At 56.4% G+C, this 18,227-nt stretch carries 16 protein-coding genes; 10 read left to right on the top strand and 6 right to left on the bottom strand.

Going from position 1 to position 18,227, the window contains the following annotated elements; genetic code table 11:
- Positions 1 to 31: 31 nt before the first annotated feature.
- Both ppx and IT893_RS11745 read right to left on the bottom strand, forming a co-directional pair.
- Positions 32 to 1,513, bottom strand: a complete 1,482-nt coding sequence (gene ppx, locus IT893_RS11750) for an exopolyphosphatase (RefSeq protein WP_197145280.1) — start codon at positions 1,511 to 1,513, stop codon at positions 32 to 34.
- Positions 1,514 to 1,539: 26 nt separating this feature from the next.
- Positions 1,540 to 3,687: an RNA degradosome polyphosphate kinase gene (locus tag IT893_RS11745; protein WP_008891271.1), complete on the bottom strand. Its 2,148-nt coding sequence runs from the start codon at positions 3,685 to 3,687 to the stop codon at positions 1,540 to 1,542.
- 190 nt (positions 3,688 to 3,877) lie between these two features.
- Between IT893_RS11745 and IT893_RS11740 the strand changes: the two genes are divergently transcribed.
- The 4 genes from IT893_RS11740 to IT893_RS11725 all read left to right on the top strand — a co-directional run bounded on the left by IT893_RS11740 (position 3,878) and on the right by IT893_RS11725 (position 8,406).
- Positions 3,878 to 4,426 carry a histidine phosphatase family protein gene (locus IT893_RS11740; protein WP_197145279.1) on the top strand — a complete coding sequence of 183 codons (549 nt, stop codon included), beginning with the start codon at positions 3,878 to 3,880 and terminating at the stop codon, positions 4,424 to 4,426.
- Between the two features lie 242 nt (positions 4,427 to 4,668).
- Positions 4,669 to 6,456, top strand: a complete 1,788-nt coding sequence (gene aspS, locus IT893_RS11735; protein ID WP_064790209.1) for an aspartate--tRNA ligase — start codon at positions 4,669 to 4,671, stop codon at positions 6,454 to 6,456.
- Between the two features lie 163 nt (positions 6,457 to 6,619).
- Positions 6,620 to 7,552, top strand: a complete 933-nt coding sequence (locus tag IT893_RS11730) for an SPOR domain-containing protein (RefSeq protein WP_252723933.1) — start codon at positions 6,620 to 6,622, stop codon at positions 7,550 to 7,552.
- The gene (locus tag IT893_RS11725; RefSeq protein WP_008891275.1) at positions 7,552 to 8,406 is read left to right on the top strand and encodes an EipB family protein; all 855 of its coding nucleotides are present in this window, start codon (positions 7,552 to 7,554) and stop codon (positions 8,404 to 8,406) included. The genes IT893_RS11730 and IT893_RS11725 overlap by 1 nt, the downstream gene beginning before the upstream one ends.
- Before the next feature lie 76 nt (positions 8,407 to 8,482).
- Here IT893_RS11725 and IT893_RS11720 read toward each other — a convergent pair whose 3' ends face one another.
- On the bottom strand, positions 8,483 to 8,800 hold the full coding sequence (locus IT893_RS11720) for a helix-turn-helix transcriptional regulator (RefSeq protein WP_008891276.1): 318 nt from the start codon (positions 8,798 to 8,800) through the stop codon (positions 8,483 to 8,485).
- A gap of 133 nt (positions 8,801 to 8,933) precedes the next feature.
- Between IT893_RS11720 and IT893_RS11715 the strand changes: the two genes are divergently transcribed.
- From IT893_RS11715 to dxs, 6 genes are all read left to right on the top strand, one after another.
- On the top strand, positions 8,934 to 9,182 hold the full coding sequence (locus tag IT893_RS11715; protein ID WP_197145278.1) for a hypothetical protein: 249 nt from the start codon (positions 8,934 to 8,936) through the stop codon (positions 9,180 to 9,182).
- A 307-nt stretch (positions 9,183 to 9,489) separates the two neighbouring features.
- Positions 9,490 to 10,422: a histone deacetylase family protein gene (locus IT893_RS11710; RefSeq protein ID WP_064790060.1), complete on the top strand. Its 933-nt coding sequence runs from the start codon at positions 9,490 to 9,492 to the stop codon at positions 10,420 to 10,422.
- 127 nt (positions 10,423 to 10,549) lie between these two features.
- Positions 10,550 to 10,813, top strand: coding sequence for an exodeoxyribonuclease VII small subunit (locus IT893_RS11705; RefSeq protein WP_008891279.1), 264 nt, complete (start codon positions 10,550 to 10,552; stop codon positions 10,811 to 10,813).
- A 24-nt stretch (positions 10,814 to 10,837) separates the two neighbouring features.
- Entirely contained in the window at positions 10,838 to 11,719 is an 882-nt protein-coding gene (locus IT893_RS11700) for a polyprenyl synthetase family protein (protein WP_008891280.1), read from the top strand.
- Positions 11,720 to 11,744: 25 nt separating this feature from the next.
- Positions 11,745 to 12,713 (top strand): prolyl oligopeptidase family serine peptidase, encoded by a 969-nt coding sequence (locus tag IT893_RS11695; RefSeq protein WP_197145277.1) that lies wholly within the window; start codon positions 11,745 to 11,747, stop codon positions 12,711 to 12,713.
- 114 nt (positions 12,714 to 12,827) lie between these two features.
- Entirely contained in the window at positions 12,828 to 14,747 is a 1,920-nt protein-coding gene (gene dxs, locus IT893_RS11690; protein ID WP_120225082.1) for a 1-deoxy-D-xylulose-5-phosphate synthase, read from the top strand.
- 78 nt (positions 14,748 to 14,825) lie between these two features.
- Here dxs and IT893_RS11685 read toward each other — a convergent pair whose 3' ends face one another.
- The 3 genes from IT893_RS11685 to IT893_RS11675 all read right to left on the bottom strand — a co-directional run bounded on the left by IT893_RS11685 (position 14,826) and on the right by IT893_RS11675 (position 18,219).
- Positions 14,826 to 15,614 (bottom strand): SDR family oxidoreductase, encoded by a 789-nt coding sequence (locus IT893_RS11685; RefSeq protein WP_197145276.1) that lies wholly within the window; start codon positions 15,612 to 15,614, stop codon positions 14,826 to 14,828.
- Between the two features lie 102 nt (positions 15,615 to 15,716).
- Positions 15,717 to 16,424 (bottom strand): YkgJ family cysteine cluster protein, encoded by a 708-nt coding sequence (locus tag IT893_RS11680; RefSeq protein WP_197145275.1) that lies wholly within the window; start codon positions 16,422 to 16,424, stop codon positions 15,717 to 15,719.
- A 268-nt stretch (positions 16,425 to 16,692) separates the two neighbouring features.
- Positions 16,693 to 18,219 (bottom strand): malonyl-CoA synthase, encoded by a 1,527-nt coding sequence (locus IT893_RS11675; protein WP_197145274.1) that lies wholly within the window; start codon positions 18,217 to 18,219, stop codon positions 16,693 to 16,695.
- Between the last annotated feature and the right edge of the window lie 8 nt (positions 18,220 to 18,227).

The raw sequence follows: 18,227 nt of genomic DNA, 5'->3' as shown, positions 1-18,227 counted from the left end.
AATGCGCGGTCTGATTGTGCGCGTCTGAGCCCTATTCGGCGAGGCGGACAACACTTTCGCGGTTCATCAGTTTGGCCAGTTTCGACAGACGCTGTTCGACGACTTCGCCATAAAGGGCCGATGCCTGCTTTTCGAATTGCAGGATCAGCTTGCCTTCTTCGAGCAGCAATTGCGTTTGCGGCAGGATGCCTTCGACCCCGCCAGAGAGCGTATGGCCCAGGCGAATGACATGACCAAACAAACGGCCTGTCAGGCGGTCATCGTCGCTGAGGATGCGGTCGCTGGCCTCATCACCCTTGAAATTGCCGGTATAGCGCGAACCGATGGTGTAGGCGAGGAACACCCGGTCATGGTGATTAAGGTCGATATAGGGATGGCGCAGAATGCGGTTATAGCTTTGTTCTGCACGGTAATCGGGATGTTCGTTCCAGCCGATATCCCCGATGATGCAGGCCGCCAAACGCAGCCGTTCGATATTGACCGGCAGTTCCGAGAAGATCGGCGCACACCATTGCGCAACTTCTTCGCCGTGCTGATGGAACCGTTCGCCGTCTTCGGCAAAGCTAAAGCAGGCTTCAAGCACCGGGTCGCGTTGACGCAGATCTTCGGGCAGGACTTCATACATCCAGCCTTCGCGAAGGCCGTGGCCGGAAAAGACAACTTCCTTTGGCTGCATGCGGGTCATCAGCATGTTCATGACAAGTGATGCATGCGGCAGGCTGTCGATACGGCGTTTGGACACACCGCCAATCTTTTCAAGCGATACCCGGCTTTGCTGGGAAATGATGTGGGTCAGTTCGGCCATTTCCGATTGCGGCATGGCAAGATTATGCACCACCGAAATCGGATAGTTTTCCTGGGCAATAAACAGCTTGGCAATTGAACGCCAAGAACCGCCAACGGCATAAAGCTGCTGGCCTTTGCCCTCAGCCAGCCAATCGACCGTATCAAGGTGCTGATTGATTTCAGCCGTCAGACGGGCCCGGTCAGAACCAAACACCGTATGCAGGCGCATCGCACCCAAAGGCAGGCTGACACGTTTTTTGATCTCGCCCTGATCAAGCAAAACCAGTTCGAGTGACCCGCCGCCGATATCGCCCATGATGCCCGATGCCATCGGATCACCGGAAATTATGCCAAGAGCCGACAGGCGGGCTTCTTCAAGACCGTCAATCACCTTGACCGTCAGGCCGGTTTCCGATGCCACGCGATCACAGAATTCCTTGCCGTCGCTGGCAGCGCGCACAGCAGCGGTGGCCAGCACATCGACATGGGTGACCTTCATCGCACGCAACAGCTTCGCAAAGCGGTGCATGGCGACCACGGCGAGCTCCACCCCCTCGGGGTTGAGGCGACCGGTGTTTTCCGGGTCACGGCCAAGGCCGCACATGACCTTTTCATTGAAGATCGGCATCGGTGCGCGGGTCATGCCGTCAAAAATGACAAGCCGCACAGAGTTGGAGCCAACATCTATGATCGCGATGCGGTTGGAAGCCCGTTGGTCAGTCAGCATAAGATGTTGGCACCTGTTGGTCGTCTTTAGTCGTCAAGCTGTAGCACGGGAACATTCGGGTCGGCTTGATCCAGCGCACTTCCGCGGCCCGAAAGTGACGGGTTGGTCATGAAATATTTGTGCGACGAGAATGCATTTTCACCTGCCTCGCAGCGTTCATAAGAGCCGTCCGGCTGCAGATGCCATGCCTGTGCAGTGTCTTTCAGGTTGGCAATCATGATCTGTTCAACAATCTGTTGCTGACAGGTCGGATTTTCAACCGGAACCAGGGTTTCAACCCGGCGGTTCAGGTTACGCGGCATCCAGTCGGCGGACGAAATAAACGCCTTGGCCTTGCGCGACGGGAGCTTTGCCCCGTTGGCAAAGACAACGATGCGCGAATGTTCAAGGAACCGGCCGACAATCGATTTGACGCGGATATTTTCCGAAAGACCCGGAACCCCCGGACGCAGGCAGCAAATACCGCGCACGATCAATTCGATATGAACGCCAACCTGACTTGCGCGATAAAGCGCATCAATCACCACCGGGTCGACCAGACTGTTCATCTTGGCCCAGATGCCAGATGGCTTGCCAGCCTTGCAGTTCTCGATCTCCTGATCGATGTGGGTCAGAAGCGTCGGGCGCAGGGTATGCGGCGCAATCGCGATTTTTTCAAGCGAGCGCGGGGTGGCGTACCCGGTCATGAAATTAAAGATGCTGGCCGCATCACGCCCCAGTGCTGGATCGCACGAGAAGAACGAGATATCGGTATAGAACTTGGCAGTGATCGGGTGATAGTTGCCGGTCCCGAAGTGGGTATAGGTCTTAAGGCCGTGGGTTTCACGTCGGACCACCAGCGATACCTTGGCGTGCGTTTTCCAATCAAGGAAGCCGTAAACCACCTGACAGCCCGCACGTTCAAGGTCAGCCGCCCAGCGCAGGTTGGCTTCTTCGTCAAAGCGGGCCTTGAGTTCGACCATGGCGGTAACGGATTTGCCAGCCTCGGCCGCGGCGATCAGGGCCTTGACGATCGGGCTGTTTTCCGAGGTGCGATACAGCGTCTGTTTGATGGTGACCACATCGGGGTCACGGGCGGCTTGCAACAGGAACTGCACCACCACGTCGAAATCTTCGAACGGGTGATGAACCACCAGATCCTTTTTGCTGATCGCAGCAAAGCAATCGCCGCCAAAGTCACGCACCCGTTCCGGATAGCGGGCGGCATAGGGTGAGAACAGCAAGTCGTGATGCAGATCGGAATCGATCAGCTGTTTGACATCAACAACGCCGAGCAGGCCATCGACCTTGACGACTTCTTCAAGCGCGACATCCAGTTCATCAATGACGAAATCAAGCAGGTCTTCGGGCATTGCCGCGTTGACCTTGAGGCGGATGATGCTGCCGCGACGACGACGTTTCAGCGCGGTTTTGAAAACGCGCACCAGATCTTCGGCTTCTTCTTCGATTTCAACGTCCGAGTCCCGGATGACGCGGAAGAAACCGTGTTCGATCATATCAAAGCCCGGGAACAGCTTGCCGAGATAGAGCAAGATCGCCTGTTCGACCGGAAGATAACGTTCATTGCGGCCCGGCAGGCGCAGGAAGCGGCCGATTTTTTGCGGTACCGGAATAAGCCCGCGCATATTGTGCCCGTCTGCTGGATCAAACAGCTGCATGACGATGGCAAAGCCAAGGTTGGGAATAAACGGGAAGGGGTGCGACGGATCAATGGCAAGCGGGGTTAGCGTCGGGAAGATTTCGCGCGTGAAATAGCCATCCAGCCATTTGCGGTCGGTCTGGGTCAGGTCGCCCTGATCAATGACAGAGATGCCCTGTTTTTCCATCTCGCTGCTGAGCTGGCGCCAGACGCGTTGCTGATCCTGCATCAACTGGTTGGCATCAAAGGTAATGGCGCGCAGCTGTTCGGACGGGCTCATGCCATCCTGACTGACCTTGGTCATGCCGGCGCGGACCTGACCAACGAGGCCGGCGACGCGGACCATATAGAATTCATCAAGGTTGCTGGCCGAAATCGACAGGAAACGCAGTCTTTCAAGCAGCGGGTGGCCGGTATTCTGGGCCTCTTCAAGAACGCGATTGTTGAATGCCAGCCACGATAATTCGCGGTTAATGAAGCGGCTTTCCGAATCAATGGTGATCGCGCTTGACTGAACTGCAGCGGCGTGTGTCACGCTATGCCTCCTGCGGATTGAGGGAACGTCCTTGAACTTATGCGACAGTTCCCGGTTGCAAATGGAGTATAGGATAACTGCTTGGGTGGGTGCAATTTTCTTAAATTTATGTGTCAGTTTTTCTGATGGCATCAAAGCCTTTGATATGGCATGCAGGTATACCGTTGATCATCATTCGCGAAACGAAGATATGAAGACGTTGCTGCTGCTTCGGCATGCCAAATCAAGCTGGGCGGATCCGGGTCGGGCCGACCATGACCGCGAACTGAACCGTCGCGGTGAAAAGGCAGCCCCCTTTATGGGCCGCTATCTGCGTCAGCATGAACTGGTGCCGGACCTGATCTGGTGTTCGACGGCGGCGCGTGCGGTGCAGACGCTTGGCCTTTTGGGGCGGGATTTCGCAACCGATGCCGACGTGATCTATAACGAAGACCTGTATATGGCGAACGAGCGGGTGCTGCTTGAAAGCCTGCACCACACCCATGAAGACGCCAAGCATGTGATGTTCATCGGCCATAATCCAGGGATCGAGATTTTTGCCCAGTCGCTTTATGGCGGTGGCAATAATGAGGCCCGAGAGATCATGGCGCGCAAATACCCGACCTGCGGGCTTGCGCATTTCGAGTTCGATGTTGATCACTGGGGCGAAATCACACCGGGCAGCGGACGGCTGATCGACTTTATCAAGGTCAAGGATCTTCAGGCGATCAAGATCAGCGCAGAACCAATCACCCAATGATTTGCTGATCTGCGTTGACTGATCTGCATTACTGGCACTTGACGAAGGCGGCCTGTCCGCGTTTTATACCGCTGAAATTTTGAGATGCCGTGCCAATCGGGCAGGGAAACATCACACATAAGCGCTGTGGATATTACCGTGGCGCACGTGTTGTGGTGCGTTTTTTGTTTGACAGCGCGGGTCTGGCATGCACCTTTGCGGCCAAATTTGCGGCCCAAAATATAAAGCAACCTGGAATGACAATGCATCCTTTTCGCTCTCATAACTGTAATGCGCTGCGCGCGACTGACGCCGATGCGGAAGTTCGCCTGTCTGGCTGGATTCACCGTAAACGTGACCACGGCAACCTTCTGTTCGTTGACCTGCGCGACCATTACGGCATCACCCAGGTCGTGATCGATATTTCGAGCCCGCTGTTCGAGACGCTTGATAAAGCGCGTGCTGAAAGCGTGATCACGGTCGATGGCAAGGTTGTCAAACGTACCGCCGAGACCATCAACCCCAACTTGCCGACCGGCGAGATCGAAGTTTATGCATCGAACATCGAAGTTCAGTCTTCGGCCGAAGTTCTGCCGATGCCGGTGTTTGGCGATGTCGAATACGGCGAAGAGGTTCGCCTGCGTCACCGTTATCTCGATCTGCGTCGCGAGAGCGTGCACAAGAACATCGTTCTGCGTTCGCAGGTGATTTCGGCCATGCGTCAGAAAATGACTGCGCAGGGCTTCCTTGAAATCCAGACGCCGATCCTGACCGCGAGCTCGCCGGAGGGCGCACGTGACTTCCTGGTGCCGTCGCGTATGCATCCGGGCAAGTTTTATGCCCTGCCGCAAGCACCGCAGCAGTTCAAGCAGCTGCTGATGGTTTCGGGCTTTGACAAATATTTCCAGATTGCACCGTGCTTCCGCGATGAAGATGCACGTGCCGACCGTTCGCCGGGTGAGTTTTACCAGCTCGACTTCGAGATGGCCTTTGCCACCCAGGACGACGTGTTTGCCGCAATCGAGCCGGTTCTGCATGACATCTTTGTCGAGTTCGGCGGTGGTCGTGATGTGACCCCGTATCCGTTCCCGCGCATTCCGTTCGATGAATCGATGGCGAAATACGGATCCGACAAGCCGGACCTGCGTAACCCGCTGATCATTTCAGATGTCACCGAGCCGTTCCGTGGGTCGAGCTTTGGCATCTTTGCATCGAACATTGAAAAAGGTTCGGTTGTGCGTGCGATCCCGGCAACCGGTGCTGCATCGCGCCCGCGCAGCTTCTTTGACAAGCTCAACAACTGGGCACGTGATGAAGGCGCGGCTGGTCTTGGCTACATCGTTTACGGCGAAGACGGCGAAGCAAAAGGCCCGATTGCCAAGAACCTTGATGCCGATCGTATCGCACAGATCAAGGAAATCACCGGCGTTGCCAATGGCGATGCGGTATTCTTTGCCTGTGACAAGGAACTGGCCGCTGCCAAGTTTGCCGGTAAGGTTCGTGACAAGGTTTGTGACGAGCTGGAACTGCGCGAAGAGGGCATGTTCAAGTTCTGCTGGATTGTTGACTTCCCGATGTATGAGGAAGACGACGACGGCAAGATCGAATTCAGCCACAACCCGTTCTCGATGCCCCAAGGTGGTCTGGACGCGCTTGAAAACATGAACCCGCTTGATATCAAGGCGTGGCAGTATGACATCGTTTGTAACGGTATCGAGCTGTCATCGGGTGCCATTCGTAACCATCGCCCGGACATCATGTACAAGGCGTTCGAGATTGCCGGTTATGGCAAGGACGTTGTCGATGACCGCTTTGGCGGCATGATCAACGCGTTCAAATTCGGCGCACCGCCGCACGGTGGTTCGGCCCCGGGTGTTGACCGTATCGTCATGTTGCTGGCCGATGAGCCGAACATTCGCGAAGTCATTGCTTTCCCGCTGAACCAGCAGGCGCAGGATCTGATGATGAATGCGCCGGCAGAAGTCGATGACAGGCAGCTTAAAGAATTGCACCTGCGTGTGCAGCTGCCGCCGAAAGCGAAAAAAGACTGATGTGTTTGGGGCCTTGCCCGAAATGCTGAAGATACAAGCGGCCCGGAGCTTTCCGGGCCGTTTTCTTTTGGGGAAATCTATTGGCAATCGTTACCTAATATTAACCGCCATTGGGCCACTGTAGCGGAGGAAAAGAAAATTCGATCCTTCGGGGGATGGCCTGTTGAGAAAAATTCTTGTGGTGGCGGCACCTTTGGCGCTTGGCGCGTGCGGTGGTCCGATTGAGTTGACGGTGGCAAAGCTTGCCGGTGATTTGATCAGCTATGTGTCGACTGGCAAAAGCACAACCGACCATGCGGTTTCTTTCGTTGCCGAGCGTGATTGCGCGCTGCATCGCCCGCTTTTGGAACAGACCATCTGCAAGGACGACGAAACCATTCTGGCCGAAGAGGCCGCAGCCCTTGCCGTGATGGGCGAGCCTGAGATTAAACAGGAACTGCGCGTTGCCCGCCCGGAAATCTATGCGGTGAATGCCCCGGCAGAGGATTGGTCACGCCCAAGTGCGACGGCGCTTAAATCCAACGCGATTGTCACCACCAACCTGCCGCCACTGACCCCGAAAAAGACGCCCGATGATGCGGTTGAGGTTGCCTCTGCACGCGATCAGATCGAAGTCGAAGACGTTGCCGTTGATCGCAGTGACCTTGGTCCGATCGACCCGCAGGTCGAGGCGGATGCCGCGGTTGCAGGTTATGTCAGTGACGAACCGGTAACCGAAACTGCCACCCCGAAAGAAACCGTTACCGCCGCACTGGTCGATCCGGCGGTTATGGGTGACGGGGATGATGTGATGGTCAAACCGGTGGATGCCGCGCTTGATGGGGACGCGCTTGCAGGGGATGACCTTGCCGCGCCACTGCCCGGTGATTATGTGGTATTGGCAAGCTTTGCAGATGAAGCGCGTGCCAACAGGGCGCTGGGCCTTTATAACGAATACCAGCCGCGCCTTTTGAATGCCGAGGTGAAGGGCAAGCCGTATCTTCGTGTTGCGGTCGGGCCGCTTTCGGCAGAACACGCACATGATTTGCGCCTTCTTGCTGCCAAAAAGGGGGTTAAAGATCCCTGGATTGTCGGAGTTGGCGCCACCGGAGAGTGATGTTGTCTGGATTTTTTTCAGAGATTAAGCAACGTCAGCGTTCCCTTAAAGGAACGCTGATCTTTTGTTTGGGTCTTGGTGGCTGTGCCGCGCAGGCTGGGAATGTGACGGGCATCGAAGATGCCATCGTGCCGCATGTGGCGGAATATCACTTCAAGCTGAGCCATGCAGAGCAGGGCAGCTCGATTGTTGATGCGTCCGGTGTGCTTGGCTATCGCTTTGAGAAGATGTGCGATGGCTGGGTCACGGAAATGCAGCAGATCATGATCCTTCAGGGCAGCGAAGGCACGCCGATCAATTCGGCCTATTCCATGACCCAGTGGGAAGATTTCGACGGAACGGAATATCGGTTCCGCATGCGTGATTATCTTGATGGCACCAAGGTCGACGAGATCGTCGGCAAGGCGGTCCGCAAGGACGACATGGTCAAGGTCAGTTACGAAATCCCGGTCGAGGTCGAGGAAGAACTGCCGGCCGATGCCATGTTCCCGACCCAGCATTCGCTGGTGTTGCTGAAACGTGCGAAAGACGGGGTGCGGTTTGCCAATGATCTGGTGTTTGATGGCAGCGGCGATACCCCGACCAACCGGGTTGCTGTGGTGATCTCAGGCAGCAAGGATGCCGATAACACCGCCAACGATCCCGACGCGATTGCGCGCGGTGCGTTTCATCGCATGAACCTGGCATTTTATCCGATCGGGGCTGCGGAAAATGGCCCGTCAACCGAGATGGCGGTTGATTTTGGCGATAACGGTGTCGCGCATGGTATGCGCTTTGACTATGGCGAGTTTGAAGTGCTTGGCACGCTTGACAAGGTCACCAAGCTGCCGCTGCCGGAATGCGGATCGCAATAGACAGATTTTAAAATCCAGACGTAAAAAAGCCTGCCCAAAAAAGGCAGGCTTTTTTAGTGGGGAGTGCCCGGGTGTTTTACGCAGCAGCAGAATTGCGTGAGGCGTTGCAATAAAGCCCGTAGAGGGTCTCGATCACGCGCAGAGCATCGTTACCATTCAGCGAATAGTAGATGGTCTGTGCTTCGCGACGAGTCTGGACGAGCTTGTCGCGACGCAGGCGTGCAAGATGCTGCGAGAGGGCGGACTGGCTTAGCCCGACAATGCGTTCGAGTTCGCCAACCGACTTTTCGCCTTCGTTGAGTTGGCAAAGGATAAGCAGTCTGCTCTGATTGCTCATGGCCTTTAACAGGGTGCTAGCCTGTTCGGCCTTTTCTTCTAAGTTGTTAAGTTCCATTTGGCTTCCTTATGAGCCTGACCGCAAGCGGCCATTGTCCCAATGAAAATTCGACAAATCACCAGACGGAGCCATCGGGTGGCTTCTGATCCGACTGGCGCGAAGTCACTGCGGTAATAATACCTAAAGGATAGTGACTTCTGCCACCAACAAATTACAGGAATTCATCGGTAAACTTATTCTCAAGTATATTACAAATCTGTCAAGAGAGTGTTTACTCGTATCTGACCTGCTGCTGATGGTGTTTGTGCCGGAATCCGGCCTGTCGAACTTCCTTCCATGCACCAGATTTTCCTCTGGCGATCGCGAATTTGATCCCTTGGGCGGTGTGCGGGCGAATGAAACCTTTGCACCGATTCCGACAGGACCTGTTTTTATTTGATTATGTTCCCGTTTGCTCGGTTTGAAACATAATCGATACCAGCATATACAAACCCGAGAAAACGGCAAAACTGTGAAAGTATTAGTAGCAGACGTGACACGCGCCAGATGATGCGAAGATCGAAGGCCAAAGAGCTTGCCTTATCGTTCGGTGATGTGCTGATTTAGAACAAAGAGAAGCATCCGGTTTTGCGCTAGAACAAGCAAAGCAGGATAAAAACAACGGACGCGGTCAACGCGATCCCGTGACCCGGGCCCGGTCCCAGCACCGCACCATATCGGACCATTCAGGAAGGCGACGCAGAAAAATGGCGACTTTGTTCGTGACCCATCACGATTGTATTGAACATGATACCGGCCCGGGACACCCGGAATGTGCCGATCGTCTGCGCGTGATCCAGCGCGTTTTCGAGGCCGAGGAATTCATGTTTCTTCACCGCGAAGAAGCGCCGCTGGGCGATATCGACCTGATCAAGAAAGTGCATGACCCGGCCTATGTCGACAAGGTGATGGCAAGCATCCCCGACCACGGCATCGAGCCGCTTGATGGTGATACATACGTCTCGCCGGGGTCGGGCAGGGCGGCATTGCGATCAGTTGGCGGGGCCTGTGTCGCGGTCGATGCGGTGATGGAGGGGCATGAAAAGAATGCCTTTGTCGCCACCAGACCGCCGGGCCATCACGCCGAATATGACCGCGCGATGGGATTTTGCCTGTTTAACAATGCCGCCATTGCGGCCCACCATGCGCGCAACAAATTCGGCATCAAGCGGGTGGCGGTGATGGATTTCGATGTCCATCACGGCAACGGCACTCAGGACCTGTTTTATAATGATGCGGACCTGTTTTATTGCTCCACCCACCAATGGCCGCTTTATCCCGGCACCGGGGCCGAAAGCGAACGCGGATGTGCCAACAATATCCTTAATGTCGGTATGGTTGCCGGATCGGGCACTGCCGAAGTACAGGAAGCGTTCAATTCGACGGTCTTGCCGGGTATTGCCGCGTTCAAGCCGGAACTTCTGATCATTTCGGCAGGCTTTGACGGGCACAAGAATGATCCGCTGGCGGGGCTTTGCTATGTGGCGGATGATTTTGTCTGGATGACCAAGCAGTTAATGGATCTTGCCGACGAGCAGTGCGGTGGGCGTGTGGTGTCCTTGCTTGAAGGGGGCTATGATTTGCCGTCGCTTGCGACCAGTGCCGTGCAACATGTCCGCACATTGATGGGGGCCCATTAAGGGCAGCCGATTTCATCCAGCTGTTGCCTGACAAAAGCGTTTCAGTACGACGAAATTGCGTTCTGTTCGGTTGCCCTGATCGTGACTTGCGCGTAAACTCCGCGCCGATCTAAGAAATGGAGCTTACATGTCCGAGGCTACTGCATCTCCCGCACTTCCTGAAGATATCGCGAAACTGAGTTTCGAAGAGGCGCTTGGGCAGCTTGAAACCCTTGTGCGTCAGCTTGAACAGGGTCAGGTCGGGCTTGATGACGCCATTGCGTCTTATGAACGCGGTGCGGCGCTGAAACGCCATTGCGCGGACAAACTGCGCGCGGCTGAAGAGCGCATCGAAAAAATCACCCTGAATGCGGATGGCCGCCCGTCGGCAACCCCGACCGAAATTGAATAATCGGAGACCGTCGTGAGTTACGACATGATTGCCGAACTGAGTGCGGCGTCTGCTGATCTGGGCGAGACGCTTGACGGGATCCTGCCCCGCGCCAATGGCCAGATCGAGCAGCGCCTGTATCAGGCGATGCGCTATTCGACGCTGGGCGATGGCAAACGCCTGCGGCCGTTTCTGGTGCTGAGCTCTGCTGGGTTGTTCAAGGTATCGCGCCGCTCGGCCCTTCGTGTGGCCGCCGCGGTCGAGATGGTGCACAGCTATTCGCTGATCCATGATGATCTGCCGGCAATGGATGACGACGATCTGCGTCGCGGCAAGCCCAGCTGCCACAAGCAGTTTGACGAGGCGACGGCGATTTTGGCCGGTGATGCGTTGCTGACCCAGGCGTTTGAAGTGCTGGCCGACGAGGACACCCATCCTGATCCGCGCGTTTGCACCGATCTTGTCCGTGCCCTTGCCCGTGCGGCGGGACCGTATGGCATGGTCGGCGGGCAGATGATCGATCTGGCCGGCGAAGGACAGAGCTTTGATCAGGCGCAGGTCACACACCTGCATTTGCTTAAGACCGGGCGGATGTTTGCCTTTGCCTGCGAAGCCGGGGCGATCCTTGGCAAGGCACCGAAAAGCATTCGTTTGGCGCTGCGATCCTACGCGCACGACATGGGGCTGGCGTTCCAGATCAAGGATGACATCCTTGATGTCGAGGCAAGTTCGGAAGAACTGGGCAAGACGGCCGGCAAGGATGTTGATCAGGAAAAATCAACCTTCGTGAAATTGCTGGGTCTTGATCAGGCCCGCGAACAGGCCAGAATGCTGTGCGATCAGGCGATCAATCATCTGAACTGCTTTGACGATGAGGCCGAACCGCTGCGTGCGGTGGCACGTTTTGTGGTTGAACGCGGCCGTTAAGCGGCCGTGGCCCTAGATCATAACCATGACCGATCATGCGCCATATACAGCCGGTTTTCGCGACCGGCTGTTTGACAAGGACCCGTTTCCGTTAGCGATCTGGTATCCGGCAACAGCACCGGAAAGTTCGGTGCGCCATATGGGCGTGGTTTCCAGTGCTTCGCGCGGGGCCGCCTTTGCCGATGATGGCCCGTTTCCCATCGTGCTGTTTTCGCATGGGTCGGAAGGGCATCGGTTCAATCAGTTCTGGTTGGCGGAATATCTCGCACGGCGGGGCTATATCGTTGCGGCCCCACAGCATCATGGCGACAATTACCTTGATGCGTCCGAAGCGCGGCAATTGGCGATTATCGAGCGCCGCCCCCAGGAAATGCGTCTGGCGCTTGATCTGTTACTGGCGCATGACGAAATCGGGCCGCAGATTGACCAAGATAAAATCTATGCCCTTGGCCATTCGGCAGGCGGGGCGACGGTCCTGAAGCTGGCGGGGTGGGATTTTGATGCCAAGGCCTGGCAGGATTACTGCGAAATCAACGCTGATACGGATCACGTGATTTGCCAGCACGCGCCAAGCGATGATCACCTTGATCGGTTGCACAATGTGTATGGCGGGCCGGTAGTGTCCGAGCGTGATGAGCGGATTGCTGCCATCATCGCGATTGCACCAGCCTTTGGCGTGGCGGCGACCGATGCGGGATTGAGTGATATCGATATCCCGATGCTGTTTGTCGAGGCCGATACGGACGAAATCCTGCATGACCATGTTAACGCCGCACACTTTCGCAAGCTGTTGCGCGGGCGGGCAAAGTTTGTGAAGGTCAAGGGGGCGGGGCACTATTCCTTCTTGCCAAAATGCACCCCATATATTGCAGAGAATTTTGGCTATTTATGCCGCGATTTTGGTCAGGATCGCGACACCATTCACCGCACTGTCGAGCAAGTGATCCACCGTTTCCTCGATAAGGTAAAAACCGGTGAAATTCAGGGTCGCTAATTCGGTCGAACCTCGCTATTTTACGCAGCTTGCAACATGGCGCCATAACAGTCACCCTGTTGCTGGGTCCTGACCCGAACCAACGCCATATAAAAAATTGAAATCGAGATCGGAATGAGCACGACCTCCAAGACCCCGCTGCTGGATACCATCAACACCCCCGAAGAGCTGCGCAAGTTGCAGCCTGCCCAGATGAAGCAGGTTGCCGACGAGTTGCGCGCCGAGGTGATTGATGCGGTATCGGTGACCGGCGGGCATCTGGGCGCTGGACTTGGTGTGGTCGAGCTGACGGTTGCGATCCATTACCTGTTTGATACGCCTTATGATCGTTTGATCTGGGATGTGGGTCATCAGTGCTATCCGCATAAAATCCTGACCGGGCGGCGTGATCGTATCCGTACCATCCGTCAGGGTGGCGGTTTGTCCGGTTTCACCAAACGATCCGAATCCGAATATGATCCGTTCGGGGCGGGGCATAGCTCCACCTCGATCTCGGCCGGGCTTGGCATGGCAGTCGCCAACCAGCTATCGGACGACAAGCGCAAGAACGTGATTGCCGTCATCGGCGACGGGTCGATGAGTGCGGGCATGGCCTATGAGGCGATGAACAATGCCGCCGCCACCGATCAGCGCTTGATCGTGATTCTGAACGATAACGACATGTCGATTGCACCGCCGGTGGGGTCGATGTCGGGTTATCTGTCGCGCCTGATTTCGGGCAAGGGATATCAGGGGCTGCGCAATGCGGCCAAGGGCCTGACCAAGCATCTGCCGCGCCAGATCGAAGAGGCCGCGCGCAAGCTTGAAGAATATACCCGTGGCATGGTCACGGGCGGCACCCTGTTTGAAGAAATGGGTTTCTTCTATGTCGGGCCGATTGATGGTCACAACATGGATCATCTGTTGCCGGTTTTGAAAAACGTCCGCGATGCCGATGTTGATGGCCCGATCCTGATCCATGCCGTTACGCAAAAGGGCAAGGGTTATGGCCCGGCGGAAAATGCCGCCGACAAATATCATGGCGTTGCCAAGTTTGACGTCGTCACCGGCAAACAGGCCAAGCCGACCCCGAATGCGCCGAGTTACACCAAGGTGTATGGCGAAACGCTGGTCAAGCTTGCCGAGAAGGACGAGAAAGTTACCGCAATCACCGCCGCGATGCCGTCGGGCACCGGGGTGAATATCTTTGCCGATCATTTCCCTGATCGAGCCTTTGACGTCGGGATTGCCGAACAGCACGCCGTGACCTTTGCCGCCGGGATGGCGTGCGAAGGATACAAGCCGTTCTGCACGCTGTATTCGACCTTCCTGCAGCGCGGTTATGATCAGGTCGTGCATGATGTTGCGATCCAGAACCTGCCGGTGCGCTTTGCCATGGACCGTGCCGGTTTGGTCGGGGCTGATGGGGCGACCCATGCCGGTGCCTATGACATTGCCTATCTTGGGTGCCTGCCGAACTTTGTTTTGATGGCGGCGGCTGATGAAGCCGAACTGGTGCATATGACCACAACCGCCTGGGCGATTGATGATCGACCATCTGCGTTCCGTTATCCGCGTGGCGAGGGTGTTGGCGTTGAAATGCCGACCGAGGGCAAAGTCCTTGAAATCGGCAAGGGCCGTATCCTGCGCGAGGGGGGCAAGATTGCCATCCTGTCTTATGGCACGCGACTGGCCGAGGCGCTTATTGCCGCCGAAGATCTTGCCGCACGCGGGCTTCCTGCGACGGTTGCTGATGCGCGCTTTGCCAAGCCGCTTGATCATGAACTGATTGCTGATCTGGCGCGCAACCACGAAGTCCTGATTACCATCGAAGAAGGATCGATCAACGGCTTTGGCGCGATGGTCCTGCAACATATGGCAGGCCACGGGTTGCTTGATAACGGCCTTAAGATCCGCACCATGGCGTTGCCAGATGCGCTGATTGATCATGACAAGCCGGAAATCCAGTACGAGAAGGCCGGGCTTGATGCCAAGGCCATCGTCAAGACCGCCCTTGGCGCGCTTGGCATGAGCGAAAGCAAGGCGCGCGCCTGATCAGATCAAAGATTTCGAGAATAAAAAAAGGCCGGTTGTCGGAAATGACAGACCGGCCTTTTTCGTTCCTGGCGTTCGTCAGTCAACGTAAATCATCTTGTGCGTCATGCCGCCGTCAATGCGGATGGTTTCGCCGGTCATGAAGCCGGATTTATCGCCATCCAGCAGGAAGGAGACGGCCTGAGCGATGTCTTCAGGTTTACCGACACGGCCAACCGGGTGCTGGGCCTTGTCGGCTTCGCTGTGGTCAGGTTTGGTTTTGTTGGCGTTTTTCTGCCAGTCGCCAACTTCGATCCAGCCCGGTGCGATGGCGTTGACGCGAATGTCACCGGCAAGACTGACGGCCAGCGCATGGGTCAGGGCAACGATCCCGCCCTTGGATGCGGCGTAGGGTTCGGTATTAGCCTCTGACTGGAAGGCGCGGGTGGAGGCGATATTGACAATTGCGCCCTTGGTGTCGCGCAGATGCTGTGTCGCGTGTTTGGTCGCCAGAAACGCACCGCCCAGATTGACATTGATCACGCGTTGCCACTGATCCCATTCAAGGTCTTCGATGTTGGGAACATGGGGATTGGCAATCCCGGCATTGTTGATCAGGCCATCGATGCGGCCAAACCGGTCAACGCATTGCTGGATGCAAAGTTTGATGTCGGGCTCATTGGCGACGTCGCCCTGCAGAAACAATGTGCGGTCGCGTTCAGCGTCCGTCAGGCTATCAAGTGCGTCCTCGCCCGCATCGGCATCAAGATCAAACATCGCGACCTTCCAGCCAAGGCCCAGAAGATGCTTTGAGATGCCAAGGCCCAAGCCCTGGGCGCCACCGGTGACAAAGGCCACGCGTGGTGATTTTGCGGACGGGTTATCCATGTCTGCCCCATTTGGTTTCGATGGCAAGGCCGGGCGGATGCGCAGCCCTTGAGGAACTCTGGGGAAATGGTCTTGTTTGTGCGAAATTGCAAGGCGTTTGTATCAGGCGGATGCTGACCCGTTTTCAAGCCGATCAAGCAGGGCGTGAACGAAGCCTTCCTGACGCCCGTTAAGGCCGCGACGGGTTGCGAGATTTTGAAGCGCCTCGGTCGCTGCGATATGCAGGCGGTAATGGCCGGGATCCTGATCAATGCGGGTTGATTGCTGCGTACTGTCGCCAAAGACCATGGCATGGCACAGACCGGCATTGGCCGAGGTGAAGGCACGACAGGTCAGCGGGCGGATGGCGTAAATGCTGCAACGATCCTGTTCATCAAGCAACGGGCAACGTACCCGGACGTCGGCGGTTTTTGTAAACTGTTCGATGTCGGTTGCGGCACTGCGCAGGCGATCTTTCAGGGCATCGATCTGTGGCGTGGTGAAATTTGCCGTGATGTGGGCGGCGATCAGGTCGGTCACGCCGGGCGGGACACTGACAAACAGGTGGCAGCAGGCGCTGCATTGATCGCGACAGGCGCGCGGGTGCGGGTTGGGGAAGCTTTGGCGCAAAAGGTTTGATGCCTGTTCGAGTATCGCCATGGTCGCCCCGGCAGCATCGGCAAGCGTATCGGCTGCATCAAGGGCGCGGTCCAGTTCGGTGCGGAAATCGGCAAACATCTGTTCGTAGCGCCGCGATGCCTCGGTCGTCAGGGCGCCGGTCTGGGCGATGTTGCGCGAAACCCGGTCTATTGCGTCATCAAGCTTGGTCATCAATCCCAGTTACTTTCGTGCTGGTCCCTACGACAGGCCTTCAGATTGGTTGTTGGTCGTTGTCTAATTTAGCATTGTTTGGCGTTATTCCCTAAAAATTGCATAACGGCGGACTTGGTGACGTTCGGGTTTTGGGCGTGCAGGCAAAAAAAACCGGCCAGATAAATCCGGCCGGGGAGGTAGGGTCAGAGACCCGATGGGTGCTGCGGGAAAGAGCTTTCTGTTAGCAGGAAAGGCTCCGGGCAGCGGGAGTATAAGACTGCAACGCTTATGCTGCAGGGGAGGTAAAGGTGTCTTCGTATTGTTTGCGCAACTGGGCCTTCTGAATTTTGCCCATGGTGTTGCGCGGCAGTTCCTTGATCACCCATATGCGCTTGGGCACCTTGAATTTCGCCAGCTTGTCCTGGGTGCGTTTGATGATGGCTTCGGGATCGGCTTTATCGCCATTGGCGGCCACAATCACACCGGCAACGGCTTCGCCGAAGTCCGGATGCGGCAGGCCAAAGATCGCGACTTCGTCGACCTCGTCATATTCGGCGATGACTTCTTCGACTTCCTTGGGATAGACGTTAAAGCCACCGGAAATGATCAGGTCCTTGTCGCGGCCAACGATGGTGACATAGCCGTCCTCACCGATGGTGGCGAGATCGCCGGTGATAAAGAAGCCGTCAGACCGGAACTCGGACGCGGTTTTTTCCGGCATCTGCCAGTAACCTTTGAAAACGTTCGGACCACGGACTTCGAGCACGCCGATTTCGCCAGCCCCCAGAACATTGCCATCCTTGTCACAAACGCGGGCCTCGATCCCCGGAAGGGTCGGGCCAACCGCACCCGGACGGCGTTCGCCATCGAGCGGGTTGGACGTGTTCATGCAGGTTTCGGTCATGCCATAGCGTTCAAGGATCTTGTGACCGGTGCGTTCAAAGAACGCGTCATGGGTTTCGGCCAGAAGCGGGGCCGAACCCGAGACGAACAGGCGCATGTTGGCGGTCACATCCTTGGTGAATTTCGGATGGGCCAGCAGGCGGGTATAGAAGGTCGGAACGCCCATCAGGACGGTTGATTGCGGCAGGCGTTCGATCACGTCATCGGCATCGAATTTCGGAAGCAGGATCACCTTGCCGCCATTCATCAGCATGATGTTGATCGCAACAAACAGCCCGTGGGTGTGGAACAGCGGCAGGGCATGCAGCAAAGTATCACCCGGCTTGAAGCCCCATGCCTGATGCAGGGTTTTGGCGTTCGAGCCCAGATTGTTATGGGTCAGCATCGCGCCCTTGGACCGGCCGGTTGTGCCCGATGTGTAAAGGATGGCCGCAACATCATCCTTGTCGGCGGCGACGATGTCGGTCATGGCGGTGGCGTTTGCGGCTTCGTCATTGAGGCTGCCATCGCCGTTTGAACCGAGCGACAGGACAGCCGCGACATCATTCTTGTCACCAAGTTCCTTGGCCGCGTCGATATGGGCCGGACGGCAGACGAAGACACGCGGTGCGGCATCACCGAGGAAATAGGCGATTTCATCACCGGTATAGGCGGTGTTGAGCGGCAGGTGAATGGCGCCAAGTTGCAGGCAAGCCAGATAGAGCGCGATCACATCGGATGACTTGTCGACCTGTGCGGCAACGCGATCACCCTTGACCACACCATGGGATGCCAGCACGGCGGCATAACGACCGGTGCGATCAAGCAGCCACGAAAAACTGCGTTCGGTGCCGTCGCGTTCAATCAGAAACGTGCGGGATTTGTCGGCCGGAAAACGGTCCAGAAATGTTTGAAGAAGATTATCTGACATGGTCATAC

Origin of the sequence: Thalassospira sp. A40-3 (assembly GCF_015871485.1) — a bacterium.
GTDB classification, from domain to species: Bacteria; Pseudomonadota; Alphaproteobacteria; order Rhodospirillales; family Thalassospiraceae; genus Thalassospira; species Thalassospira tepidiphila.
The sequence above is the reverse complement of the archived record's forward strand: the minus strand, read 5'-3'. Positions and strand labels throughout refer to the sequence as shown.

What these genes read in the sequence shown, in the direction of transcription:
- aspS (WP_064790209.1), top strand. Translation starts at nt 4,669, where the DNA reads ATGCATCCTTTTCGCTCTCATAACTGTAATGCGCTGCGCGCGACTGAC.
- IT893_RS11705 (WP_008891279.1), top strand. Translation starts at nt 10,550, where the DNA reads ATGTCCGAGGCTACTGCATCTCCCGCACTTCCTGAAGATATCGCGAAA.
- IT893_RS11695 (WP_197145277.1), top strand. Translation starts at nt 11,745, where the DNA reads ATGACCGATCATGCGCCATATACAGCCGGTTTTCGCGACCGGCTGTTT.
- IT893_RS11740 (WP_197145279.1), top strand. Translation starts at nt 3,878, where the DNA reads ATGAAGACGTTGCTGCTGCTTCGGCATGCCAAATCAAGCTGGGCGGAT.
- IT893_RS11680 (WP_197145275.1), bottom strand. Translation starts at nt 16,424, where the DNA reads ATGACCAAGCTTGATGACGCAATAGACCGGGTTTCGCGCAACATCGCC.
- dxs (WP_120225082.1), top strand. Translation starts at nt 12,828, where the DNA reads ATGAGCACGACCTCCAAGACCCCGCTGCTGGATACCATCAACACCCCC.
- IT893_RS11700 (WP_008891280.1), top strand. Translation starts at nt 10,838, where the DNA reads ATGATTGCCGAACTGAGTGCGGCGTCTGCTGATCTGGGCGAGACGCTT.
- IT893_RS11725 (WP_008891275.1), top strand. Translation starts at nt 7,552, where the DNA reads ATGTTGTCTGGATTTTTTTCAGAGATTAAGCAACGTCAGCGTTCCCTT.
- ppx (WP_197145280.1), bottom strand. Translation starts at nt 1,513, where the DNA reads ATGCTGACTGACCAACGGGCTTCCAACCGCATCGCGATCATAGATGTT.
- IT893_RS11685 (WP_197145276.1), bottom strand. Translation starts at nt 15,614, where the DNA reads ATGGATAACCCGTCCGCAAAATCACCACGCGTGGCCTTTGTCACCGGT.
- IT893_RS11710 (WP_064790060.1), top strand. Translation starts at nt 9,490, where the DNA reads ATGGCGACTTTGTTCGTGACCCATCACGATTGTATTGAACATGATACC.
- IT893_RS11720 (WP_008891276.1), bottom strand. Translation starts at nt 8,800, where the DNA reads ATGGAACTTAACAACTTAGAAGAAAAGGCCGAACAGGCTAGCACCCTG.
- IT893_RS11675 (WP_197145274.1), bottom strand. Translation starts at nt 18,219, where the DNA reads ATGTCAGATAATCTTCTTCAAACATTTCTGGACCGTTTTCCGGCCGAC.